Origin of the sequence: Caulobacter sp. 17J65-9, assembly GCF_010975005.1 — a bacterium.
GTDB lineage: Bacteria > Pseudomonadota > Alphaproteobacteria > Caulobacterales > Caulobacteraceae > 17J80-11.
This window is the reverse complement of the sequence record NZ_JAAIVC010000022.1, coordinates 1-23,889: the sequence shown is the minus strand read 5'-3', so window position 1 is coordinate 23,889 and position 23,889 is coordinate 1. Positions and strand designations below refer to the sequence as shown.

Genomic DNA, 23,889 nt, shown 5'->3' with positions numbered 1-23,889 from the left:
CGGCCCGCCATCTCCGGAGCCGCCATGCTGACCCTGTTCCACGCCCCGCGTTCGCGTTCGACCCGCTTCCTGTGGCTGCTGGAGGAGCTGGGCGCGCCCTACGAGGTGCGGAAGGTCGACATCCGGCGCACCGGCGGGCCGCTGGCCGGCACGGGCGCGCGCGATCCGGCCAATCCGCATCCGCACGGCCAGGTGCCGGCCCTCATGGACGACGGCGCCCTGGTCACCGAGTCGGCGGCCATCGCGCTGTACCTGACCGACAAGTTTCCGCAGGCGGGCATGGGCCCGGTGGTCGGCGACCCGCTGCGCGGCCCCTACCTCAGCTGGCTGGCCTATTACGCCGGCGTGCTGGAGCCGGTGATCACCGCCCGCTTCAAGGGCTCGGCCGATCCCGCCGACAAGGCCGCCTACGAGGCGATGGAAGAGCGCCTGCGCACCACGCTCGAGAAGACGCCCTGGATCCTGGGCGACCGGTTCAGCGCCGCCGACATCATGTTCGTCTCGCTGCTGCAGTTCGCCCGCCAGGCCCTGCCTGCGCACGCCGTCTACGACGACTGGCTGGCCCGCGCGAACGCCCGCCCGGCCCTGGCCCGCGCGCTGGCCAAGGACGACGCGTGAGCGGGATCAGCTGAAAACCAAGGTTCGTCATCCCGGCTCTCCCGCCCGCTTTGCGGGCGTCCGGCCGGGATGACGGGCGTTGTTTTGTCGTAACGGCTTAACGTCGAAGCCCAGGCGCCCCATATTCCGCCCGATGCTGGACGAGCTCTACTCCGCCAAGATCCTGAACCTGGCCGCGCACCTGCCGCGGGCCGGGCGTCTGGCCGCGCCCGACGCCTCGGCCGAGCGGATCGCCAAGCTGTGCGGCAGCCGGGTGGTGGTCGACGTCGTCGTCGAGGACGGCCGGGTCATGGACCTGGCCCAGGACGTCCAGTGCTGCGCGCTGGGCCAGGCCGCCGCCTCGGTGCTGGGCGCCCAGGCCGTCGGCGCCACGGTCGCCGAGCTGGAAGCCGCCCGCGACCAGCTGCGCGCCATGCTGAAAACCGACGGCCCCGCACCCTCGGGACGCTTTTCCGACCTCGCCGTGCTGGAGCCGGTGAAGGCCTATCCCGCCCGCCACGCCTCGACCCTGCTGCCGTTCGAGGCGGCGGTCGCCGCCGCGCGCCAGGCCATCGAGCGAACTAGCTGCGCCGGCGCGGCTTGATCGGCCCTTTTCGCAAGTGCGATAAGCGCGCCGAACCGTCGTTCGCGGTCGCCCCGGCATGACACTCTATGAACGCGCCGTCCGCTTGAGCCTTCGGGCCTACAAGCTGACGCTTTCGCCCCTGATCGGGCGGCAGTGCCGCTTCCTTCCGACCTGTTCGGAGTATGCGGCCGAAGCCCTGATCGCACACGGGTTCTGGCGCGGCTCCTACCTCGCCGCCCACCGCGTGTGCCGATGCAATCCCTGGGGCGGGTCAGGCTACGACCCCGTCCCGCCGCCGCAGAGCGGCAAACTGAAGTGTGAGACATGATCGACCTGGTGTTTCCCGACGGCGCCGTCCGCCAGTACCCGCAGGGTTCGACGGGCAAGGACGTGGCGCAGTCGATTTCGCCGTCGCTGGCCAAGAAGGCGGTGATGGTGAAGCTGGACGGCGAGCTGCGCGACCTGAACCGGCCGCTCGCCAGCGGCAAGCTCGAGATCGTCACCCGCGACAGCCCCGAGGCGCTGGAGACCATCCGCCACGACGTCGCCCACGTGCTGGCCGAGGCCGTGCAGGAGCTGTTCCCCGGCACGCAGGTCACCATCGGCCCGTCGATCGAGGACGGGTTCTATTACGACTTCGCCCGCGAGGAGCCGTTCTCCATCGACGACTTCGAGAAGATCGAAGCCAAGATGCGCGAGATCGTCGACCGCGACGAACCGATCCTGCGCGAGGTCTGGAACCGCGACGACGCGATCAAGTACTTCGAGTCGATCGGCGAGACGTACAAGGCCGAGATCGTCCGCGACCTGCCGCCCAGCGAAGAGATCACGGTCTATTCGCAGGGCCGCTGGAAGGACCTGTGCCGCGGGCCGCACCTGCCGTCGACCAAGCACGTCGGCAAGGCCTTCAAGCTGACCAAGCTGGCCGGCGCCTACTGGCGCGGCGACCACCGCAACGCCCAGCTGCAGCGCATGTACGGCACCGCCTGGGCCAACGAGGCCGACCTCGACGCCTACCTCAAGCGCGTCGAGGAAGCCGAGAAGCGCGACCACCGCAAGGTCGGCCGCGCCATGAGCCTCTTCCACATGCAGGAAGAGGGCCGCGGCATGGTGTTCTGGCACCCGAAGGGCTGGGTGCTGTGGCGTGTGCTGGAGGCCTACATGCGCCGCCGTCTCGACGCCGCCGGCTATGTCGAGGTGAAGACGCCGCAGGTGCTGGACCGCAAGTTCTGGGAGGCCTCGGGCCACTGGGACAAGTACCGCCCCAACATGTTCGTCTGCGAGACGGTCGAGGGCGAGACCCTGTCGCTCAAGCCGATGAACTGCCCCGGCCACGTGCAGATCTTCGACCAGGGCCAGAAGTCCTATCGCGACCTGCCGCTGCGCATGGCCGAGTTCGGCGCCTGCCACCGCTATGAGCCGTCGGGCGCCCTGCACGGCCTGATGCGCGTGCGCGGTTTCACCCAGGACGACGCCCACATCTTCTGCCGCGAGGACCAGATCGTCGAAGAGACGGCCGCGTTCATCAAGCTGGCGAAGAGCATCCATGCCGACCTCGGCATGGAGACGGCCTACATCAACCTGGCCACCCGCCCCGAAGTCCGCGCCGGTTCGGACGCGTTCTGGGACAAGGCCGAGGCGCAGATGGCCGAGGCCGCCCGCGCCGCCGGGGTCGAGCCGGTGATCGCCGAGGGCGACGGCGCCTTCTACGCGCCGAAGCTGGACTTCATCGTCAAGGACGCCATCGGCCGTGAATGGACCTGCGGCACCATCCAGCTGGACTACGTCCTGCCGGAGCGGCTGGACGCCGAGTACGTGGCCGAGGACGGCTCCAAGCAGCGGCCGGTGATGCTGCACCGGGCGATCCTGGGCTCGTTCGAGCGCTTCATCGGCATTCTGATCGAGAACTACGGGGGGGCCTTCCCCCTGTGGCTGGCGCCTACGCAGGTTGTCGTGGCGACGATCACCTCCGATGCCGACGACTTCGCCGAGGAAGCCGCCGCCGCCCTGCGCGCCGCCGGCCTTCGCGTGGAGACCGATCTGCGCAACGAGAAGATCAACTACAAGGTCCGCGAGCACTCGCTGGGCAAGACCCCGGTCATCGCCGTGGTCGGCCGCAAGGAAGCCGAGAACCGCACGGTCGCCCTGCGTCGCCTGGGCTCCCAGGACCAGACCCTGATCAGCCTCGACGAAGCCGTGGCGCAGCTGGTCGCCGAGGCCACGCCGCCGGACCTGCGCCGGGCCTGATCGGCCATACGGACCGAACCTGAGCGCCCGCGGCCCCCGGCCGCGGGCGCTTTCGTTTGTGCCCCGGAACGTCCGGCTCGCCCGGGGTGTTTTCGAGCGCAGCAGGACGGCGGGCGACGCTCGGTGTCCGGCCCGATCAAGGGGATAACCCACCTGTTCCCGGATTTGCGCAGCGCGGAGCCGGCCATGGACACCCGTGTCCGAACGAACCACACCGTGGTCGCCTTCGCGCCGGCGCGCGCGCCCGTCGCCGACGTGGCGGTGGTCATGGTGGTCTATCGCACCGGACCGGTCCTGTTCGACGCCGTGGACCGAGTGCTGAAGGCGGTCCGCGCCGGCGAGCTGGTGCTGGTCGACAACGGCTCCAGTCCCGAGGACGCCGCCCGCCTGGTCGAGATCGCCGCGCGCGAGCCGCGCGTGCGGCTGCTGCAGGGCCACGGCAATGTCGGCTTCGCCCGCGGGGCCAATCTGGGCGCGTCCAGCGCCACCGCGCGCTGGCTGGTGTTCCTCAATCCCGACGCCCTGCTGGAGGACGGCTGCCTGGACGCCCTGGTCGCCGCGGCCGCCAACCGGCCGGCCCCCTGCGTGGTCGGCGCGCGGGTGCTCAATCCCGATCGCAGCGAACAGCGCGGCGCGCGCCGGGGGGACGTGACGCCGGTCACTACCCTGCTCACCCTGTCGCGCCTGACCGCTGTCTTCGGCTTCCTGCGCCGGTTCGAGATCCACCACGAAGACCAGCCGGAGCCGGACGGCCCGGCCGAGGTGCCGACCATATCGGGCGCCTGCTTCTGCATGAGCCGCGACGACTTCCACGCGCTGGGCGGGTTCGACGGCCGCTACTTCCTGCACGTCGAGGACGTCGACCTGTGCTGGCGCGCCCGCCAGGCCGGCGGCACGGTCTGGTTCCAGCCGCAGGCAGAGGTCGTCCACCTGGGCCACACCAGCCTGGCCGAGCCGGTTTTCGTCGAATTCCACAAGGGGCGGGGCCTGGCCCGCTACTTCCGCAAGCGCGCCGACAATCCCGCCCGCCTGGCTCTGGCCTGGGCGCTGGGGCCGTTGATCGTGATGGCCGCGGTGCTGCGCCCGGCGCTCAGGAAGATCACCGGGAAGGCGGGGTAGGCCTTCTTGGGGTAAAGCGCGACGGCCGCCGAAACCGGCGTCCACTTTCGGCTGTCGCGCTCTAGGCGACGGGGCGGAACGGCCCGGCCTTGGACAGCTTGGACGGGGGCGCCTTGCCCAGCTTCCCGCCGACCCATTGGGCCGCCGCGATCAGCGCGTCGAGGTCGTAGCCGGTCTCGAAGCCGGCCCGGTGCAGGGCGAAGACCAGGTCCTCGGTCGCCACGTTGCCGGTCGCGTTGGGCGCGAACGGGCAGCCGCCGATGCCGCCGCAGGAGGCGTCCAGCACGTCCACCCCGGCCTCGACGCCGGCGTAGGCGTTGGCCACCCCGGTGTTGCGGGTGTCGTGGAAGTGCAGGCGCAGGGTCGCGTCGCCGGCCGCGGCGCGCACCGCCTCGATGCGCCGGCGCACGGTCCACGGGTCGCCGACGCCGATGGTGTCGGCCAGGCCGATCTCCGCCACGCCCAGGGCTGCGATGTCGCGTACGATCGCGGCCACCTGGCCGTCGCTGACCTCGCCGTCGAACGGACAACCCCAGACCACCGACAGGGTGGCCGACAGCTTCGGCCCCGCGCCGGCGCCGGTCAGGTTGTGGGTGCGCTCGACGATCTGGCCCAGCATGTCGACCTGCTGGGCGACGCTCAGGCCCTGGTTCTTCAGGCCGAAGCCGTCGGTGGCCGACATGGCCACGTTGACCTCGTCGCAGTCGGCCGCGACCGCCCGGTCGAAGCCCTTCAGGTTCAGGGCCAGGCCGATGCGCGAGCGGCCGGCGTCCTTCGGCAGGCCGGCCATCACCGTCTCGGCCTCGGCCATCTGCGGGACCAGCTTCGGATGCACGAAGGAGACCGCCTCGATGCGCCGCGCGCCGGCGTCCTCCAGCTTGCGGACGAACTCGATCCGGTCCTCGGAGGTGAGGACCACGGCCTCGTTCTGCAGGCCGTCGCGCGGCCCGACTTCGACGATCTCGATACGGCGGCTCATGGGACTCTACGGGCGCTTCAGGGGCGGGCGACGTCGGCCTGATATAGGGTCAGGCGCACGCGTTTGCCGTTGGAATAGTTGCGGCCCTCGACCACGTCCACCGAACGCACCTTGAGCTTTCGCTGGGCGAGGGCCTGCTGGAAGCTGTTCTCCTCGCGGCCTTCGATCAGCACCGGCCGGCCCTGGGCCACGGCGGGGATCGCGTCCGCGCCCGTGGCCAGCAGTTCGGTGCGGGTGCCCAGCAGGAACACCAGGCTGGGCTCGGCGTAGCCGGCCACCGCCACCGGGCCGGGCACGACGCCCTCGCGCGGATCGAGGTCGGCCTTGCGCAGCGCCTTCTCGATGCGCGGCGAGACCTGCAGGGGCTGCAGGCTGCTGGCCACGCCCACCAGGGCGGCGTGGGCGAGCACGCCGAAGGCGCAGGCGACCACCATGGCCGTGCGGGCGGCGCGGTTCAGCAGCAGGTAAGCGCCGACGAAGGCGCCGATCATGGCGAAACCGACGGTGAGCGAGACCCAGAAGGTGTCCGACTTGTCGCCGAACTGGGTCAGCCCGCCGACCGCCACGGCGCTGACGCCCAGCGCCGCCAGGCAGGCCAGCACCACCCCGGTCCAGCGGGCGCGCGGGCCGATCGGCTGGGTCAGGGCCGCCGCCGCCAGCCAGGCGATCGCGCCATAGGTCGGCAGGGGATAGTGCGGAAGCTTGGTGGGAACGAGCTCGAACACCACGAAGGCGGGCAGGAACCAGGCGATGGCGAAGCGCACGGCCGGCTCGGCGCGGCGCGTCCAGGCGGTCACGGCGGCGGCGGCCAGCAGCAGGGTGCCCGGGTAGAACAGCAGGGGCAGCAGCAGGGTGTGGAGGCCCGGCGGCACGCCGTGGCCCTCCTGGCCGCCGGCGACCTTCGCGGCCATGTCGCCGCCGATCGAGGTCCCCCAGAAGGCGCCGTCCGTGGCCACGGTGATGGCCACCGCCCAAGGGCCGACGACGGCCAGCACGATGGCCAGGCCCCAGGCCCAGCCCAGGCCCTTCAGCCAGCGCCACTTTCGGTCCCAGAGGCCCAGCGTGATCATGGCCAGGCCCGCGACCATCGGGCCGATCGGCCCCTTGACCAGGATGGCCACGGCCATCGCCGTCCAGAACAGCAGCTTGGTCTTGCGCCCGGCCGAAATCCCTTCGCCGCGCGAGGCGAGGTAGAGCCGCGCCAGGGCGGCCATGGCCAGGGTCACGGTTCCGCACAGGACCGCGTCGGTCTTGGCGATGAAGGCTTCGGTCGAGAGCAGGAAGCTCGCGCCCAGCATCACGCCGGCCAGCACGCCGGCGCGCGCGCCCCAGATCGCCGTCGCGCCCCAGGCGCAGGCGGCCGCCGCCAGCATCGCGCCCAGCAGCGAGGGAATGCGGTAGGCCCAGATGTCGCGCGCTTCCGGGTCGGAGACGGCCGATACGGCGGCGGCCTGCAGCCAGTGGATGCCGACCGGCTTCTTGTGGCGCGGCTGGTCCTGGAACTGGATGTTCACGAAGTCGTCGGTTTCGAGCATCTGCGCCGTCGCCTGGGCGAAGCGCGACTCGTCGCGGTCCAGCGGCGGCATGGCGAACACGCCGGGCAGGCCCGCGATCAGAGCGACCAGGGCGGCCAGCAGCGGGCCTCGCCAGCCCGCGATCCAACGATCAATGTCGAAGCGCGTCATAGGCGCGCTATTAGCACGCAATCGGACGAGCGCCTCCCGTAAAGCCGAAAAGCGGAGCGGGCGTGTCCAGCTATAGTGGGAGCCGGTATTGCGCCCGGCGCGCGCCCTCTATTTTACAATTTGCCGCGCTTTCCGCGCGGCCGGCCGGTTTCCACCTAGCCTGAAAGCGCGGTAATAGCGCCGGGAACTCAGAGGCATCTATGTCGCCCGAAACCTCGATCGTCGTCCCGGTTTACAACGAAGAAGGCGCCGCCGCCGCGCTGGCGCGCGAGATCGCCGCCGCGTTCGACGGCCGCGACTACGAGATGATCTTCGTCAACGACGCGAGCCGTGACGCGACCCTGGCCGAACTCGAGGCGCTGAAGGCCGAGCTGCCGCGCCTGCGGGTGCTGACCCACAAGTCCAACGCCGGCCAGAGCCGCGCGGTGCGCACCGGCGTGCTGGCCGCGCGCGGCCCGATCGTGGTGACCATGGACGGCGACGGTCAGAACCCGCCGGCCGACGCGCCCAAGCTGGCCGACGCCCTGAAGGCCGCGCCGGGCGAGGTCGCCCTGGTCGGCGGCCGCCGCGCCAAGCGCCAGGACAGCGCCGCCAAGCGCTACGCCTCGCGCTGGGCCAACGGCATCCGCAAGAAGCTGCTGAACGACCAGGCCGACGACACCGGCTGCGGCCTGAAGGCCTTCCGCCGCGAGTCCTTCCTGCTGCTGCCCTACTTCGATCACATGCACCGCTACCTGCCGGCGCTGATGATCCGCGAGGGCTACCAGGTGCGCTTCGAGGACGTCGGCCATCGCCCGCGCACCACGGGTGCGTCGAAGTACACGAACCTGGGCCGGCTGTGGGCGGCCTTCTCGGATCTGGCCGGGGTGATGTGGCTGCGCTCGCGCGCCCGCAATCCGGGCGGCGCGGTCGAGGTCTGAGCCCGGCTGTCGTGCTCTAAAGTGGAGCGCGACGGTCGCCGATACCGGCGTCCACTTTCGGCTGTCGCGCTCTTACGAGCGCAGGATCATCGAATCCGGGGTGGCTTCCAGCCGCGACAGGCGGCCCAGATAGCTCATGCCCAGAAGCGAGGTCTCCAGGCCCTTCTCCATGACCAGGGCCTGGACCTTCTCCACGCGCGCGCCGGCCACCGACACGTAGTCGAGTTCGACCAGGGCGGCGCGGATCTCGCCGGCGGCGGTCTTCACCGGATGGCTGTAGTCGAGGCGCGAGGCGTCGATGCCCAGGCGCTTGGCGTCGACGGCGGTCAGGGCGACGGTGGTCGCGCCGGTGTCGACCAGGAAGCGGACGTGCCGGCCCTCCACGGTCGCCTCGGCCCAGAAGTGCCCGTCCTTGGCCTTGGTGATGGCCGCGGCGGCGGAGGTCGTCGAAGCGGTCTCGACCATCGGTTCGGCCGAAGCGGTCGCCTGCTCCTCGACCGAGACCAGCGGGGCGGCGAAGGGAATGCTGACGCGCGGCAGATCGTAAACCGAGTCCAGAGCCACCACGGCTCCCCCGGCGCCCAGGGCGGACACGACGGCGGCGGCGGCGATGACGGCGGCGTTCTTGAGCATGCGGACTCTCGTGACGCCGCTTCTCGGCGCCCGCGCAACCTAGCCGCCTGGGGTTTGCATCCGGTGAATCAGAGGTTGTCGAGTCGTGAATCAAAGCCCCAGCTTGCGGGGGTCGATCCGGCTCCGCCGGGCGGGCAGTTCAGCCATGATCTCGGCCCGGCGCTCGGCGGTCAGCTTCGCCCAGCCGGCGATCTCCGGCAGGGTGCGCAAGCAGCCCAGGCACAGGCCGCTCTCGCCGTCGACGGCGCAGACCTTCACGCACGGGGTGACGATGGGGGCGGGGACCGGGCTCATGTGCGTAAGTTATCGCAGATAGTTTGGGGGCCATCTAAGTTTTTGTGTGCCGGGACGGCAAGCCTTTCAGGGATTTAACTTGTAGTGGCGAAGGCGGCGAGCGAGGTTGTTCTCAACGGCGTCGGTGGTTGTATCGAGCATCCCGGCGTACGTGTTCTTGCTGGTTCCTCCAAAGCCCCGGCTTCCGCCGGGGCTATTTTTTTTTGCGCGCCGCGCGGCGCGGCGCCTGGACCTGCGGTGACCTGAATTCGCGCTTTCGCGCTGAAGTGCGCGTCCGTGTGCGCGTTGGGATTTTCATACCTGATTGTTCTGCAATCGAAATTTGGAAATTCGCCGTGCAGAAATCGATGTTTTTTGCTCCGAACCCGGATTAATTCTTGTCAATTTCGCGCGCGGCGCCAGAGTGAGTGTCGACGCGCCAGACGACTGGGAGGGTGAAAGTCCCTGGGAGCCGCGACGTGTCTCTTACTGGCTTTACCGGCTGGCTTAGGAGACGCCGATGAAAGACAAAGACAAGAACATGCAGCACGCGATGTTCTCGTTCGCCTTGCTGGGAGGGCTGCTGGTCGGCTCCAAGGGCAAGGACAGGCTTTTTGGTAAGCCGCTAGACTTCAGTCCGCTCCCGCGCAAACCGCGCTAGACCGTATTGGTCTATGTTCTTGCAGCGTTCAGCCCCGGCCTCTAAGGCCGGGGTTTTCGTATGCGGAGCGAGGGCATGGGCCTGATCCAGATCGAACGCCGGGGGCCGATCGCCCTCCTGACCCTGAACCGCCCCGACAAGCTCAACGCCATTCCCGAGCTGGACGACGGCGAGGCCTTCGCCGCCGCCTGCGAACAGTTGAACGCCGACCGCGAGGTGCGCTGCGCGGTGATCACCGGCGCGGGCCGGGCCTTCTCGGCCGGCGGCGACGTGAAGGCCATGCAGGCCAGGACCGACCTGTTCGAGGGCGACGGCCTGGCGCTCCGCGACCGCTATCGCCGCATCGTCCACCGCATCGTGCGCTCGGTGTACGCCCTGGACGTGCCGCTGATCGCCGCCGTCAACGGGCCGGCCGTGGGCCTGGGCTGCGGCCTTGCGGGTCTGGCCGACATCCGCATCGCCTCCGACCAGGCGCGCTTCGGCGTGCCGTTCCTGAAGCTCGGCATCCTGCCCGGCGACGGCGACGCCTGGATGCTGCCGCGGCTGGTCGGCTATCCGCGCGCGGCTGAGCTGCTGTTCACCGGCGACCTGATCGACGCCGACACCGCCGAGCGCTGGGGCCTGGTCAACCGGGTGGTCCCGCACGAGCGGCTGATGGAGGAGGCTTTTGCCATGGCCGAGAAGATCGCCGCCCAGGCCCCGCACGCGCTGCGCCTGACCAAGGCCCTGCTGCGTCAGGGCCGCGAGGGCTCGTTCGAGGCCCTGCTGGAGACCACCGCCGCGGCCCAGGCCCTGGCCCACCTGACCGCCGACCACCACGAAGGCGTCAGCGCCCACGTCGAGCGCCGCAAGCCGGACTTCCGGGGGGCGTAGCTCTTTCTCCTCCCCTGCGCAGCGGGGGAGGGGGACCACGCGAAGCGTGGTGGAGGGGGCGAACGGCTGTGAAGGGACAAAGAAAAAGGGGCGCGCCTGAGGCTCCCCCCCCTCCACCGCCTTCGGCGGTCCCCCTCCCCCGTTCCGCTGCGCTTCACGGGGGAGGAGATTCAGCTCACTTCGCGTTCAGCTCTTTCACCAGCGCGTCGCGGCCGTAGACCTTGAGCAGGGCTTCCTGGACGCCCGAGGCGGCCACGTGCACCGAGCGGTTCAGCACCGGGTCGTAGCCGTAGGCGCCGCCCAGCGAGTGGATGTTGCCGTCGAACACGGCCCCGATCACCTCGCCCTTGGCGTTGAGCGTCGGCGAGCCGGAGGCGCCGCCGATGATGTCGCCGGTGCCTGAGAAGTTGAACACGACCTTCTTGTCGATCTTCGCTTCCGCCGCCAGCCAGCTGGGCGGCAGGTCGTACGGGGCCTGGCCGGTGTTGCGGGCGTAGAGGCCGCCGATCTCGGTGAACGGCGCGATCGGCTGGCCGCGCTCGGTCCAGCCCTTCACCGAGCCGTAGGTCAGGCGCAGCGAGAAGGTGGCGTCCGGGTAGATGGCGTCGCCGTAGGCGGCGAAGCGGGCCTTGGCGACGTCGGCGGCGGCCTTGGCGGTCGGGCCGGTCACGCGGCTCTCCCAGGCGGCGCGCGCCTCGCGGGCGGCCGGGTCGAGGCTCAGCACGTACTGGATCAGCGGGTCGTCCGACGCGCGCACGGCGTCGATCCCGCCTTCCCACAGCGCCTTGCGCACGGCCGGGTCGGCCAGCTTGCTGCCGGCCACCAGACGCGCGGCCTTGGCTTCCGGGCTCTCGCGGCCCAGCAGCAGCTTGGTGACGGCGTCGTCGGCGGTCAGGTGCTCGCGCGCCTTCGACAGCCAGAACGACAGGTAAAGCTCCTCCAGCCCGGCCTGCACCGGCGTCTCGGCCGACAGGTTGCGGCCCATGCGGGCCAGGGCCGCGTCGTCGTAGCCGCCCAGCCGCTCGGCCGCCGGCTTGGTCCGCTCAGTCGCACCGCGGACGATGGTCTGGGCGTAGCCGTACAGCTTGGAGGCGTCGCCGGCGTTCGACTCGAGGAAGTAGTAGGGCAGGTAGAGGTCGCGGTAGGCGGCCTGCGCCGCCTCGATGTCCGTCCACGGCTTCTGGTCGGCGGTCTTCGAGCGCAGGTCTTGCTCCTCGCGCTGCTTGGTGCCGAAGAAGGCCTTGTCGGACAACGCCTTCAGCTTGCCCCAGCTCACCTTGTGGCTGTTTTCCAGGAAGGTGATCGGGTCCTGGGCGACGCGGGCGTTCTCGGCCGACTGCTGCGAGAAGCCGATCAGGCGGCCGCGCTTCTCGGCGGTGTTCACCAGCGAGAATGGCAGGGTGAAGTCGCGCAGGGTCTCCAGCTGGCCGACGGTCAGCAGGCGCTGGGTCGAGCCCGGATTGCCGGCCACGAAGATCGGCTCGCCGGCCTTCGGCGCGGCCGGGTTCCACTTCAGGTGATTGGGCGTCGAGATTGGTTTGCCGTCGGCGTAGACGCGCAGGAAGCCGATATCGAGGTTGAAGCGCGGGAAGTTGAAGTTGTCCGGATCGCCGCCGAAGAAGCCGGTCTTGAATTCCGGCGCGAACACCAGGCGCACGTCCTCGTAGCGGCGGTACTTGTAGAGCTTGTACTGGCCGCCGCCGTAGAAGCTGATCACCTGGCAGCGCACGCCGGCCTGGCCGTCGCAGTTCTCCTTCTCGATCGCCGAGGTGGCGGTCGAGATCGCCTGCACCAAGTCGGAGCCGCTCTTGCCCTCGCCGGCCGCCTTCACCTTGGCGGTCACGTCGGTGATGCCTTCGAGGATCTCGGCGGTCATGCCGGCGCAGCGCTTCTCCTCCTCGCGGGTGGCGGTCAGGAAGCCGGCCTTCAGATAGTCCTGCTGGGCGGTGGACAGGTCCTGCGCGCAGTGGGTGACGCAGTGATAGTTGGTCAGCATCAGGCCGTCGGAGGACACTACCGAGGCCGAGCAGCCCGGGATGCGGGCGGCCGCGCCGCGCACCCGGTCCAGCCAGGCCTGGTCGACGTTGACGCCGTAGGTCTGCTTCACCTTGGCCGAGGGGAAGTTGTCGAGCGTCCACATGCCTTCATCGGCGTGGGCGGCGCTGGCGACGCCCGCCACAGCGGCGGCGGCGACGGTCGCGAGAAGTTGCTTGGTCAGACGCATGGATCTTCCCCCTGGGCGGCCTGCGGCCGGGCTTTGTCCTGCGTCCTAAGACAAAAACGCGGGCGCCCGAAGAGCGCCCGCGTTACCGTTACGTAATGTTGGGAGGCCCGCGGTCCGCGGGCGCGCCTCACTTGGCGTTCAGCTCCTTCACCAGATGCGGCTGGTCGTAGAGCTTCAGCAGGGCCTGCTGGACCATGGCGGCCGAGACCGCGACCGTGCGGTTGGTCGTGCCGTCATAGCCGTAGGCGCCGCCCAGCGAGGGCAGGTTGCCGTCGAACACCGCCCCGATCACCTCGCCCTTGGCGTCGATCAGCGGCGAGCCGGAATTGCCGCCGATGATGTCGTTGGTGGTGGCCACGGTGAAGATCGTGGTCGGGTCCAGCTGCGCCTTGCGCTCGGCGAACTTGGCCGAGACCTCGAACGGCGCCGCGCCGGTGGCGCGCTCATAGAGGCCCGCCACGTTGGTGGTCGGCGCGACCTCGCGGTCGCCGTCCTTCCAGCCGGCGATCCGGCCGTAGGACAGGCGCAGCGAGCCGGTGGCGTCCGGATAGACCTTGTCGCCGTAGACCTTGAAGCGGGCCAGGGCGAGGCGCTCGGCGGCGCGGTCGGTCGGGCCCTCGACCCGCTCCTCCCAGGCCGAGCGGGCGGCGCGCGCGTCGGCGTCGGTCTTCAGCACGAACTGGATCAGCGGGTCGTCGGACGCCTTGATCGCGTCCAGGCCGCCGGCCCACAGGGCGGCGCGCACGGCCGGGTCGCCCAGCTTGCTGTCGGCCACCATGCGCGCGGCCATGGCCTCGGGCGACTCCTTGCCCAGCATGGTCTGCACGGACGGGGCGTCGGTCCCCAGCGCTTCGCGGGTCTTGTTCAGCCAGAAGGCCAGGTACAGCGTCTCCAGCTCCGGCTCGATCCGGCGCGGGTCCAGGGTGCGTTTCTCGGCCAGGGGCAGGCGCGCCTCGGTGTAGTCGAGCATGCGCTCGCCGTTCGGCTTGGTCTTTTCCTGGGCGGCGCGCACCAGGGTGCGGGCGTAGCCGTACAGGGCCGAGCCCTGGCCGGCCTGGCTCTCCAGCTGCTCGTAGCGCGGCAGCAGGATCGCGACGTCGTCCTGCAGGGCGGCGATCTCGCTCCACGGGTCGCCGGTGGCGGCGAGCGCCGGATCGGCGGCGACCTGGGCGCGGAACTTGGCTTCCTCGGTCCGCTTGGCGTCCATGAAGCTGGTCGTGGCCAGCGCCTGGTGCATGCCGTAGGAGCGCTTCAGGTTGTTCTCCACGCCGCGCAGGGCGTCGCGGGTCTGGCGACGGTGGTCGTCGCTCTCCTCGGCGTAGCGGATCAGCCGGCCGCGCAGCTCGGACAGGCGCTTGATGGTCGCCGGCAGCATCCAGTCGCGCTCGGCGTCCAGCTGGGCGACCGTCTTCAGGCGCGAGGTCGAGCCCGGGTTTCCGGCCACGAAGGTCGGCTCGCCCGGCTTCGGCGCGCGCGGGTTCCACTTCAGGTGGTTTGCCGTCTTGGCCGGCTTGCCGTCCTCGTAGACCCGCAGGAAGGCGGCATCCAGCGCGTAGCGCGGGAAGTTGAAGTTGTCCGGGTCGCCGCCGAACACCACCGCCTGGGCCTCGGGCGCGTAGACCAGGCGCACGTCGGCGTACTTGCGGTACTTGTAGAGCTTGTACTGGCCGCCGCGGTGCAGCGAGATCACCTGGCAGCGCAGCTTGGCGTCGGTCCCGCAGCCTTCCTTCTCGATCAGGCCGATCTCGGCGTCGCGCGCCTTCACGAAGGCCTGGCCGGTCTTGCCGGCGGCGGCCCCGGTCACCCGCGGGGTGACGTCGACGATCTCCAGCAGGATTTCGGCGGTCTGGCCCGGGCAGACCCGCTCGTCCTCGCGGCCGGTGGTGAAGAAGCCTTCGCGCACCACGTCGCGCTCCGGCGTGGAGAAGGTCTGGGCGCAGGCGCGCACGCAGTGCTGGTTGGTCAGCACCAGGCCCTCGGAGGAGACCAGCGAGGCCGAGCAGCCGCCGATCCGCACGGACCCGAGGCGCACCTTGTCCAGCCAGGCCTGGTCCACATGCGTGCCCAGCTCGGCGTTGATCTGGGCGACCGGGGCGGCGTCGAAGGTCCACATGCCTTCTTCGGCGGAGGCGCCGGACGCGACGGCCGACAGGGCGAAGGCCGCGCCCGCGGCCAGCCAGGATTTCAGGGTTTGCACGAAAGTCCCTCCCGACGGGGTGTTTGCGACGGCTTAGCGCGGCTTCGGGCCGGTCCGCCAGTGGGCACTGGCGCGCAACTCGTTACCCGGATTTAACTTTGCCGTGGGCCCACTTAAGGTCACAAGTCGCGCCATGGGGGGTGGTCGCGGATGTCGCTCGCGCTATCGACGTTGATTTATGAATGGCGCCGCTACACCGCGGCGATCGTGGCTCTGGCCTTTTCGGGCCTGCTGGTGCTCGCCCAGGTGGGCATGTTCTCGGGCATCGGCCGCGCCTTCACCGCCGCGATCGACCGCTCGCGCGCCGACATCATGGTGCTGGCCCCCAAGTCGGAAAGCCTGATCAACGGCGGCAACGGCCTGCCGCGCCGGCTCATGCCGCAGATCTACATGAACCCGGAGGTGGTCGAGGTGGCCGACCTCGACGGCGGCGGCGGCCTGTTCCAGAACGAAGTGAAGGGCGACGAGAAGCGTAAGCGCGAGTTCGTCCAGGTCACCTCGGTGGATCCGGTGCCCGGCGCCGCGACCCTGCCGGTCGACTATCCCGAGAGCGTGCGCGAGGCCCTGCTCGAGCCCTATGCCGTGGCCGTCGACGAGTCGGCCCTGAAGCGCCTGGGCGTGAAGCTGGGCGACAAGGCCTCGCTGAACGGACGCACCATTCGCATCAAGGCGATCCTGACCGGCTATCCGAACATGATGCAGCCGCAGTTGGTCGTGTCGCGCGGCACCCTGCGCCTGCTCGACATGGCCTCGACCGGCGACCGCGTCGGGCCGCTGATGGTCAAGATTTCCGATCCCAGCCGGGCCGAGGCGGTGCGCGACGCGCTGAACGCCTCCAGCGGCGGCAAGTACCGGGCCTGGACCCGCGGCGAGCTGGCCGACGCCAACGAGAAGCAGCTGCTCACCGGCGAGGCTTTCATCGGCATCATGCTGGGCTTCTCGGTGGCGCTGGGCTTCCTCATCGGCGTGGGCATCACCTGGATGACCCTGCGCGGGGCCATCTTCGCCAACATCAAGGAGTTCGCCTCGCTGCGGGCGCTGGGCGTGTCGATGGGCTCGCTGCGCCGCATCGTCGTCGAGCTCAGCTTCTGGGTCGGGGTCGCCGGTCTCGGCGTCACCGCGCTGCTGACCGCCGGCGTCACCCGCCTGGCGGCGATGGGCGGGCTGCCGCTGGCCTATCCGATGTGGTCGGTGATCCTGGTCAGCATCCTGCTGCTGTTGATCGCCCTCCTGTCGGGCCTGCTGTCGCTCGGCGTCCTCAAGAAAAGCCAACCTGCGGATCTGCTGCGATGAGCCGTGCCGCCCTCACCGCCAAGGGTCTGAAGAAGAGCTTCAAGACCGGCCGGTCCACCATCGACGTGCTGAAGTCGGTCGACTTCGAGGCCAACCATGGCGAAGTGACCATGGTCATGGGCCCGTCCGGCTCGGGCAAGTCGACCCTGGTCGCCGCCCTGTCGGGCCTGCTGCGCCCGGACCACGGCCACGTGCGCGCCCTGGACCAGGACCTGTGGGGCCTGTCGTCGGGCCGCATCGACAAGTTCCGCCTCGACCACTGCGGCTTCATCTTCCAGGGCTTCAACCTGTTCCCGTCGCTGACCGCGCGTCAGCAGGTCGAGACCGTGCTGAAGTACAAGGGGCTGACCCCGGACGCCGCCCGCGCCAAGGCGAAGACCGCCCTGGAGGAGGTGGGCCTGGGCCCGCGCATGAACCAGCGCCCGTCCGAGCTGTCCGGCGGCGAGAAGCAGCGCGTGGCCATCGCCCGCGCGCTCGCCAAGGACCCGCAGCTGCTGTTCGCCGACGAACCGACCTCGGCGCTCGACGGCGAGAACGGCCAGATCGTCATCCGCCTGCTGCGGCGGGCGGCGACCGAACACGGCGCGGCGGTGATCTGCGTGACCCACGACCCGCGCCTCGAAGCCTTCGCCGACCGCATCATCCACATCGAGGACGGTCGCATCCTCGACGACGTCCGCCGCGCGCCGGGGGCCCCGACGGGCCCGGCCGGGCACTGAATTCAGGATAGAGACCGACCATGGGCATCTTCCGCAGCAAGTTCTTCTGGATCGTCCTGTTCGTCGCCGTCGTCGGCGGCGGCGGCTATTTCCTGATGGGCCAGCAGGCTCAGGCCAAGAAGCAGAAGGCCGCCGCCACGGCCGTGAAACCGGTCGAGAGCCCCTACGCGGCCATCGCCCAGGGCAAGGCCGACGTCGAAGGCGGCATCATCCAGGTGGCGGCCCGCCGGGCCGGCATCGTCCAGGAGGTGCTGGTCCAGGAAGGCGAGACCGTCGTGAAGGGCCAGGTCCTGGCTCGTCAGGAAGCCGAGGATCCGCGCCTGGCCGTCGAGCGCGCCCGCGCCGAGATGAACCAGTCGCAGGCCCAGATCCAGGTCCTGGAGGTGAAGCTCACCGGGGCCAAGCGCGAATACCAGCGCATGAAGCAGCTGTCGGACAACAACTTCGTGGCCAAGCAGCGGCTGGACACGCAGATGGACCAGATCCGCGACTTCGAAGCCCAGATCTCGGCCCAGCGCGCCGCCGTCGCCGCCTCCCAGGCCCGCTATAACGAGGCGGTCTACGACCTCGAGTTGACCGTCATTCGCGCTCCGGCCGACGGCGTGATCGCCCGCCGCTACGCCAACCCCGGCGCCGGCGCCTCGACCCTGAACGTGTCCAACATGTTCGACCTCGAGCCGGCCGCGGCCCGCATCGTGCGCGCCGAGATCACCGAGGACGCCCTGCCGGCGGTGTCGATCGGCCAGGAGGTCGAGATCGTCCCCGAGGCCGACGAGAGCAAGGTCTTTGTCGGCAAGGTGCTGCGTCGCGCCGCCGTGTTCGGCGCCCGCAAGCTGCAGTCCGACGATCCGTCCGAGCGCACCGACGCGCGCGTGGTCGAGGTCGTGGTTTCGGCCGACGGCGCGCCCTTCCTGATCGGCCAGCGCGTGCTGGTGAAGTTCATGAAGCCGGGCCACCCGGCCGGCGTGAAGCGCGTCCCGCCGAAGCCGGCGCCCGCGCCGCAGACCAAGGGCTGATCCAAGGCTCCCGCTCCCTTGATCGAGGGAGCGGGAAACACCCGCTAAACGGTCGCTGCGACCGGTCGAAGGGTTCACAACCGCGACCGAGACGCTAAGACCTGCGCCATGGCCGTTTCCTCCGAACTCGTGACCGCGGCGAGCGCGACCCTGGGCGTGGACGCCCGTCTGTTGCCGAAGCTGGCGGACGCCGCCGGCGACCTGGCGCTGAACCTGGTCACCGCCGCGCTGATCCTGGTCGCCACCTGGTTCGTGGCGCGCTGGGCCGTGGCCCTGACCCGCCGGGCGCTGCAGCGCATCCGTGCCACCCGAAACGACCGCACCCTTCAGGGCTTCGCCGTCCAGGTCGTGCGCGTGGCGGTCTACATCATCGGCCTGGTGGCGGTGCTGAACCGCCTGGGCGTGCAGACCACCTCCATCGTCGCCGTGCTTGGCGCCGCCTCTCTGGCCATCGGCCTGGCCATGCAGGGCGCGCTGTCGAACGTGGCGGCCGGCGTGCTGCTCCTGATCCTGCGCCCCTACAAGGTCGGCGACGTCATCGAGGTGGCGGGGCGCACTGGCACGGTGCGGCGGCTGGACCTGTTCACGACCGAGGTGGCCACCGGCGACAACATCAAGATCGTCGCGCCGAACTCGAAGGTGCTGGGCGACGTCATCGTCAACTTCAGCGCTCACCCCAGCCGCCGAATCGAGCTCAGTTTCGACGTCGAGTACGAAGCGGACATCCAGCAGGTCTACGACCTCATGCGCCAGACCGCCGCCGCCAACCCCAAGGTCCTGGCCGACCCCGCCCCCTGGGCGGGGGTGACCGCGCTGAAGGACTCGGCGGTGGTGATCACCCTGCACGCCTGGGTGAACACGCCGGACTGGTTCGAGACCAAGGCCGGCCTGATCCGCGCGGTGAAGGAGGCCTTCGAGCGCGAGGGCCTGTCCATCCCGTACCCGCACCAAGTTCAAGTCGAGAAACACTCCGCCGGAAAGGCCGCCTGAAGTGCGTTACGATTTCGCCTCGGACAACACCGCCGGCATGGCGCCGGAAGCCCTCGACGCGCTGGTGCGCGCCAACGCCGGTTACCAGCGGGCCTACGGCGCCGACGACCACACCGCGCGCGCGGCCGAGCTGGTCCGCCAGAAGCTCGACGCCGACGCCGAGGTGCGGTTCGTGTTCTCGGGCACGGCGGCGAACTCCATCGCCCTGTCCATGCTGGCCCAGCCGTTCGAGGCGGTGCTGGCGCATCAGGCCGCCCACGTCTGCACCGACGAGACCGGCGCGCCGGGCTTCTTCGGCCATGGCGTCGGCCTGATCGGCCTGCCGGGCTTCTCCGGCAAGATCGACATCAAGGCGCTGAAGTCGGCTCTGGACGAGCCGATCGTCGGCCACCGCCAGCCGCCGGCCGCCCTGTCCCTGACCCAGGCGACGGAGTACGGCGCCGTCTACTCGGTCGACGAACTGCGCCGGCTGATCGAGCCGGTGAAGGCCAAGGGCTACGGCGTGCACATGGACGGCGCGCGCCTGGCCAACGCGGCGGCGGCCGGCTTCGACCTGACCGAGATCGCCCGCCTGGGCGTCGACGTGCTGGTGCTGGGCGGGGCGAAGGCCGGCGGCCTGTGCACCGAGGCCCTGGTCATGTTCGACAAGTCGCTGGCCCGGCGCGTGGACAACCGGCTGAAGCAGGCCGGCCAGGTGTCGTCCAAGACCCGCTTCCTCGCCGCGCCGCTGCTGGGCCTGCTGGAGAGCGGCGCCTGGGAAGGCCACGCCGCCCACGCCAACCTGATGGCCGAGCGCCTGGCCGAGGCGGTGGTGAAGCGCACCCGCTTCGTGCTGGCCCACCCGGTCGAGGCCAACACCGTGTTCGTGCGCATGCCCGAGGACGCCCACCAGCGCCTGCTGGCCGAGGGCTGGGCCTGCTACCGGTTCGACGACGGTTCGGTGCGGTTCGTCTGTTCGTGGTCGACCACGGAAGAGACCGTTGAGGAACTGGCCTTCGCCATGGCGCGCGGCCAGTAGGCCCCAATTACTCGAGGCAAACTCACCAGGCCGGCTTGCGCGCCTTGAAGCGCATGCCGCAGCGCGGGCAGGCCCGGTCCGGCGGCGCGAAGTGCCAGCGGATGCGGAAGCGCCCGGGCAGGCCGCTGGGCCGGTAGAACACCGGCAGGGCGCATTTCGGGCAGCGGCAGGCCACCCAGATCACCAGGGTGAGGACGGGCAGGGCCCAGACCGGGACGTGCACCGCCCCGACCTGGCCCGCGATCAGGAGGCCCAGCCAGAAGCCGGCCAGCAGCCACCAGGCCGCCGTGATCAGTCGTGCGATGAGTTCGCCGTTCAAGCCAATCCAGCACGCCCGATCGCATAGAACCGATCGGCGCGCTGCTTCCTGAGTTCGTCGGCGGACAGCGGCGCGAGCATGCGAAGTTCCTGCTCGAGCACGTCCCCGACATTGCGGATAGCGGTTTCGGGATCGGAATGCGCGCCGCCAGTCGGCTCTTCGACGATACGGTCGACGATGCCGAGACCGATCAGGTCCTGGGCGGTGATCTTCATGGCGGCTGCCGCGTCCCTGGCGCGCGAACCATCCCTCCACAGGATGGACGCCGCGCCCTCAGGGGAAATCACCGAGTAGATGGAATGTTCCAGGATGAGCACGCGATTTGCGGCGGCCAGCGCGATGGCGCCGCCCGAACCGCCTTCGCCGGTGACCGTCGCGACCATCGGCGTGCCCAGGGTGAGGCCGCGTTCGGTCGAGCGGGCGATGGCCTCGGCCTGGCCGCGCTCCTCGGCGCCGATGCCCGGATAGGCCCCGGCGGTGTCGACGAAGGTGACCACCGGCAGGCCGAACTGCTCGGCCATGTCCATCAGGCGCACCGCCTTGCGGTAGCCCTCGGGGCGGGCCATGCCGAAGTTGTGCTTCAGGCGGGTGGTGGTGTCCCAGCCCTTCTCGTGGCCCATGACCACGACCGGCTGGCCGCGGAACTTGCCCAGGCCGCCGACGATCGCCTGGTCGTCGCCGAACGAGCGGTCGCCGCGCAGCTCGACGAACTCGTCGATCAGGCCGGCCAGGTAGTCGCGCAGGTGCGGACGCTCCGGATGGCGCGCCACCTGGGTCTTCTGCCAGGGGTCGAGCTTGGAGTAGGCGTCCTTGCGCAGGTCCACGACCCGGGCGCGCAGAGCGGCGATCTCCGCGTCGAAGGCGCCGGCGCCGGCGGTCTCCGACAGGCGGGACAGTTCTTCGATCTTGGCTTCGAGGTCGGCGATCGGCCGCTCGAATTCGAGATAGTGGCGCACGGGCGCGATCATTCAGGAGCCTGACGCAGCGTCAAAAACAAGCGCCGGAACCTAGGCCCAAGCGCCGCGGCTCACAAGCGGTCCGGTACCGAGGCTGGAAGCTTTGGGCGCCGCGCTCGGTTTCATCGGGCCGTTCGCGGGGCTCATCTAAATTGACAGCGCTGTCATCATGGCTTCCGATAGCTCCGCCGCCGCTACGGAAGATGGCGCGGCCCCGGGGGGGAGCGATGACTTCGAAAACGACCGACGGCTATTTGCCGTCGCTGACGGCCATGCGCGGTGTCGCCGCCGTCTGGGTGATGCTGTTCCACATCGACGTCAGCCTGTTCTATCGGGATCTCGGCCCGCTGATCCCGCATGCCTGGACCGGCCTGATCACCGGCGGCTACCTGTGGGTCGATTTCTTCTTCATCCTCAGCGGCTTCGTCATCGCCCACGTCTACGGGGCCGACTTCGCCGGCGGCGTGAAGCTGCGGACGGCGTTCGGGTATCTGAAGGCCCGCTTCTTCCGCATCTACCCGCTGCACCTGTTCACCCTGCTGGTGCTGATCGTCTTTGCGCGGTGGGTGGCGGCGTCTCAGCCCGCGCTCATCGACGGCAGCCTCGAGAGCTTCTTTTCCGACAAGGCGCTGCCCAGCAATTTCCTGCTGACCAACGCCATGAACCAGCACGTCTACCTGTCCTGGAACATCGTCTCCTGGTCGATCGGGGCGGAGTGGTGGACCTACTTCGTCGGCATCGGGCTGCTGGCCGCGACGGGCCGGGCCTGGAGCGGCGCGCTGCTTCTGATCGGGGGGTATCTCCTGCTGGCCGCGCTGGTCCTGCTGCTGCCGGCGGGCGACCTGGACATCACCTTCGACTACGGCTTCTTCCGGTGCCTGTTCGGCTTCGCGATGGGGGTCGGGCTACACGCGCTGTACCGGCGCGGCTGGGCGCGCGCCTGGCTGGCGAGCGACGCGGCCGTGGTCGCCGTGCTTCTGCTGCTGGCGATGAAGTTTCACTGGGGCTGGCACGACCTCGTCGCGCCGCCGTTGTTCGCGCTGCTGGCGCTGGCGGGCGCCTACAATCGGGCCGGCTTCGCGCGCCTGCTGGCGGCGCGGCCGCCCCAGTATCTCGGCGAAATCTCCTACTCGATCTACCTGATGCACGGGGTCTGGTTCATGGTGTTCTGGACCTTCCTGCCGCGCCTGAAGACCGCCTTCCACCTGGAGCGCCTGCCGCCGGCCTGGAGCCTGGCCTATGCGGTGCTGTTCGTGGCGCTCAGCATCGGCTCCGCCGCCCTGACCCACCGCTTTGTCGAGGCGCCCGGCCGGCGGCTGTTCCGGGCGCGCCGGACGCTGGCCGTCGCGTCGGCCTAGTCCTTCGCCAGCGGGTGGGCGCTCTCGACCACGGCGCGCAGCCGGTCGGTGGCCACGTGGGTGTAGATCTGGGTGGTGGCGATGTCGGCGTGACCCAGCAGGGTCTGCACGATCCGCAGGTCCGCGCCGCCCTCCAGCAGGTGGGTGGCGAAGGCGTGGCGCAGCACGTGCGGGCTGACCCGGGCCGGATCGACGCCGGCGTCGATAGCCGCGGCGTCCAGCAGCTGGGCGAACCGGCGCGCGCTCAGCCGGCCGCCGGCCCCGCGCGAACAGAACAGCCAGGGATTGGCCTTGTCGCCCTTGGGCAGGAAGCCCGGCCGGACCTCCAGATAGGCCTTCACCGCCGCGCGCGCCGCGTCGTTCAGCGGGGCCAGCCGCTCCTTGCCGCCCTTGCCCTTGACCACGAGGTAGGCCGGATCGCGGGCCAACGCGTCCAGCCGCAGGCTCATCAGCTCGGAGATGCGCAGGCCCGAGGCGTAGAGCAGCTCGATCATGCAGGCCAGGCGCGCGCCTTGCGCCCCGTCGCGCGCGCCGGCCGCGGCGATCAGGCCGTCGACCTCCTCGCGGGTCAGGACCTTGGGCAGCGGGCGGCCCTGCTTGGGCGCCTCCAGCCGGCGGGACGGGTCGTCCTGGCGCCAGCCCTCACCCAGGCAGAAGCGGTAGAACTGGCGCACGGCCGAGCGCCGGCGCGCGGCGGTGGCGGCCGACAGGCCGCGATGGTCGAGGTCCCGATACCAGGCCTCCACGTCCTCGGTTCCGGCCTTCTCCAGCCCGCCGCGGTCGGCCAGGAAACCTTCCGCGTCGGCCAGGTCGCGCTCATAGGCGGCCAGGGTGTGCGGCGAGGCGTTGCGCTCGACCGCCATCATTTCGAGGAAGGCTTCGACCTTCGGGGATACGCTCATCGGACTTGGCTCAGCGTCCCTGACTCATCGTCCTTGCGCGGCGACCAGGCCTTCCAGGGCGATGCGCGTGGCGTCCTCCTTCAGGCCCGCGTCGGTGAGCGCGCGCACGACGGCGGCCCGGTCGGCGAGGGACAGGGCGTTCGGCTGCTGGCGGGCGATCGACAGGGCGTACAGCGCCGTCTCGCCCGGCAGCTTGGCGCGGGCGGCGTCGGAGAGCGCGGCCAGGCGCGCCGGACTGGCCTTGCCGGCCGGCGGATCGAAGGCGGCGAACTGGGCCCGGGCGCCGGGCGTCATCGGCGCGCCGGTGGCGGCCAGCAGCAGGGC

Annotated in this window: 23 protein-coding genes and 1 pseudogene; 14 read left to right on the top strand and 10 right to left on the bottom strand. The window is 70.2% G+C overall.

What is annotated here, in order from left to right:
- Positions 1-24: 24 nt before the first annotated feature.
- From G3573_RS06085 to G3573_RS06065, 5 genes are all read left to right on the top strand, one after another.
- Positions 25-618, top strand: coding sequence for a glutathione S-transferase (locus G3573_RS06085; RefSeq protein WP_163260131.1), 594 nt, complete (start codon positions 25-27; stop codon positions 616-618).
- A gap of 133 nt (positions 619-751) precedes the next feature.
- Entirely contained in the window at positions 752-1,201 is a 450-nt protein-coding gene (locus G3573_RS06080; RefSeq protein WP_163260129.1) for an iron-sulfur cluster assembly scaffold protein, read from the top strand.
- A 58-nt stretch (positions 1,202-1,259) separates the two neighbouring features.
- Complete coding sequence (gene yidD / locus G3573_RS06075) at positions 1,260-1,511, top strand: membrane protein insertion efficiency factor YidD (RefSeq protein WP_163260127.1); 252 nt, start codon at positions 1,260-1,262, stop codon at positions 1,509-1,511.
- Positions 1,508-3,430: a threonine--tRNA ligase gene (gene thrS / locus G3573_RS06070; RefSeq protein ID WP_163260125.1), complete on the top strand. Its 1,923-nt coding sequence runs from the start codon at positions 1,508-1,510 to the stop codon at positions 3,428-3,430. The genes yidD and thrS overlap by 4 nt, the downstream gene beginning before the upstream one ends.
- Before the next feature lie 186 nt (positions 3,431-3,616).
- Positions 3,617-4,549: a glycosyltransferase family 2 protein gene (locus tag G3573_RS06065; RefSeq protein WP_163260123.1), complete on the top strand. Its 933-nt coding sequence runs from the start codon at positions 3,617-3,619 to the stop codon at positions 4,547-4,549.
- A gap of 61 nt (positions 4,550-4,610) precedes the next feature.
- Here G3573_RS06065 and G3573_RS06060 read toward each other — a convergent pair whose 3' ends face one another.
- Both G3573_RS06060 and G3573_RS06055 read right to left on the bottom strand, forming a co-directional pair.
- Positions 4,611-5,528: a hydroxymethylglutaryl-CoA lyase gene (locus G3573_RS06060; protein ID WP_163260121.1), complete on the bottom strand. Its 918-nt coding sequence runs from the start codon at positions 5,526-5,528 to the stop codon at positions 4,611-4,613.
- 17 nt (positions 5,529-5,545) lie between these two features.
- Entirely contained in the window at positions 5,546-7,213 is a 1,668-nt protein-coding gene (locus G3573_RS06055) for a glycosyltransferase family 39 protein (RefSeq protein WP_163260119.1), read from the bottom strand.
- 200 nt (positions 7,214-7,413) lie between these two features.
- Here G3573_RS06055 and G3573_RS06050 point away from each other — a divergent pair, with 200 nt between their 5' ends.
- Complete coding sequence (locus G3573_RS06050) at positions 7,414-8,133, top strand: glycosyltransferase family 2 protein (protein ID WP_163260117.1); 720 nt, start codon at positions 7,414-7,416, stop codon at positions 8,131-8,133.
- Between the two features lie 72 nt (positions 8,134-8,205).
- On the opposite strand, the gene G3573_RS06045 is transcribed toward G3573_RS06050, so the two are convergent.
- Positions 8,206-8,766: a TIGR02281 family clan AA aspartic protease gene (locus tag G3573_RS06045; RefSeq protein WP_163260115.1), complete on the bottom strand. Its 561-nt coding sequence runs from the start codon at positions 8,764-8,766 to the stop codon at positions 8,206-8,208.
- A 90-nt stretch (positions 8,767-8,856) separates the two neighbouring features.
- Entirely contained in the window at positions 8,857-9,060 is a 204-nt protein-coding gene (locus tag G3573_RS06040) for a DUF1289 domain-containing protein (protein ID WP_163260113.1), read from the bottom strand.
- A 499-nt stretch (positions 9,061-9,559) separates the two neighbouring features.
- Between G3573_RS06040 and G3573_RS06035 the strand changes: the two genes are divergently transcribed.
- Positions 9,560-9,700, top strand: coding sequence for a hypothetical protein (locus G3573_RS06035; RefSeq protein WP_163260111.1), 141 nt, complete (start codon positions 9,560-9,562; stop codon positions 9,698-9,700).
- Between the two features lie 75 nt (positions 9,701-9,775).
- Complete coding sequence (locus G3573_RS06030) at positions 9,776-10,573, top strand: crotonase/enoyl-CoA hydratase family protein (protein WP_163260110.1); 798 nt, start codon at positions 9,776-9,778, stop codon at positions 10,571-10,573.
- Positions 10,574-10,748: 175 nt separating this feature from the next.
- On the opposite strand, the gene G3573_RS06025 is transcribed toward G3573_RS06030, so the two are convergent.
- Complete coding sequence (locus G3573_RS06025) at positions 10,749-12,797, bottom strand: S46 family peptidase (RefSeq protein ID WP_163260109.1); 2,049 nt, start codon at positions 12,795-12,797, stop codon at positions 10,749-10,751.
- Between the two features lie 127 nt (positions 12,798-12,924).
- Positions 12,925-14,994, bottom strand: coding sequence for a S46 family peptidase (locus G3573_RS06020; protein WP_346427346.1), 2,070 nt, complete (start codon positions 14,992-14,994; stop codon positions 12,925-12,927).
- Between the two features lie 150 nt (positions 14,995-15,144).
- Here G3573_RS06020 and G3573_RS06015 point away from each other — a divergent pair, with 150 nt between their 5' ends.
- The 5 genes from G3573_RS06015 to G3573_RS05995 all read left to right on the top strand — a co-directional run bounded on the left by G3573_RS06015 (position 15,145) and on the right by G3573_RS05995 (position 20,030).
- Entirely contained in the window at positions 15,145-16,287 is a 1,143-nt protein-coding gene (locus G3573_RS06015) for an ABC transporter permease (RefSeq protein WP_163260107.1), read from the top strand.
- The gene (locus G3573_RS06010) at positions 16,284-17,006 is read left to right on the top strand and encodes an ABC transporter ATP-binding protein (protein ID WP_163260105.1); all 723 of its coding nucleotides are present in this window, start codon (positions 16,284-16,286) and stop codon (positions 17,004-17,006) included. Before G3573_RS06015 ends, G3573_RS06010 begins: the two co-directional genes overlap by 4 nt.
- 20 nt (positions 17,007-17,026) lie before the next feature.
- Positions 17,027-18,022, top strand: a complete 996-nt coding sequence (locus G3573_RS06005) for an HlyD family efflux transporter periplasmic adaptor subunit (protein WP_163260103.1) — start codon at positions 17,027-17,029, stop codon at positions 18,020-18,022.
- A gap of 108 nt (positions 18,023-18,130) precedes the next feature.
- A complete protein-coding gene (locus G3573_RS06000) occupies positions 18,131-19,012 on the top strand; it encodes a mechanosensitive ion channel family protein (protein WP_163260101.1) in 882 nt (293 codons plus the stop codon).
- A gap of 1 nt (position 19,013) precedes the next feature.
- Positions 19,014-20,030, top strand: coding sequence for a beta-eliminating lyase-related protein (locus G3573_RS05995; protein ID WP_163260099.1), 1,017 nt, complete (start codon positions 19,014-19,016; stop codon positions 20,028-20,030).
- Positions 20,031-20,052: 22 nt separating this feature from the next.
- On the opposite strand, the gene G3573_RS05990 is transcribed toward G3573_RS05995, so the two are convergent.
- Both G3573_RS05990 and G3573_RS05985 read right to left on the bottom strand, forming a co-directional pair.
- Complete coding sequence (locus G3573_RS05990; protein ID WP_163260097.1) at positions 20,053-20,349, bottom strand: hypothetical protein; 297 nt, start codon at positions 20,347-20,349, stop codon at positions 20,053-20,055.
- Positions 20,346-21,317: an acetyl-CoA carboxylase carboxyltransferase subunit alpha gene (locus G3573_RS05985; protein WP_163260095.1), complete on the bottom strand. Its 972-nt coding sequence runs from the start codon at positions 21,315-21,317 to the stop codon at positions 20,346-20,348. The genes G3573_RS05990 and G3573_RS05985 overlap by 4 nt, the downstream gene beginning before the upstream one ends.
- Before the next feature lie 215 nt (positions 21,318-21,532).
- On the opposite strand from G3573_RS05985, the gene G3573_RS05980 reads away from it, so the two are divergent.
- On the top strand, positions 21,533-22,663 hold the full coding sequence (locus tag G3573_RS05980) for an acyltransferase (RefSeq protein ID WP_163260093.1): 1,131 nt from the start codon (positions 21,533-21,535) through the stop codon (positions 22,661-22,663).
- Here G3573_RS05980 and G3573_RS05975 read toward each other — a convergent pair.
- Both G3573_RS05975 and G3573_RS05970 read right to left on the bottom strand, forming a co-directional pair.
- A complete protein-coding gene (locus tag G3573_RS05975) occupies positions 22,660-23,565 on the bottom strand; it encodes a site-specific tyrosine recombinase XerD (RefSeq protein ID WP_163260091.1) in 906 nt (301 codons plus the stop codon). The genes G3573_RS05980 and G3573_RS05975 overlap by 4 nt on opposite strands.
- 24 nt (positions 23,566-23,589) lie before the next feature.
- Positions 23,590-23,889: pseudogene (locus G3573_RS05970) on the bottom strand (hypothetical protein); the annotation flags it as partial.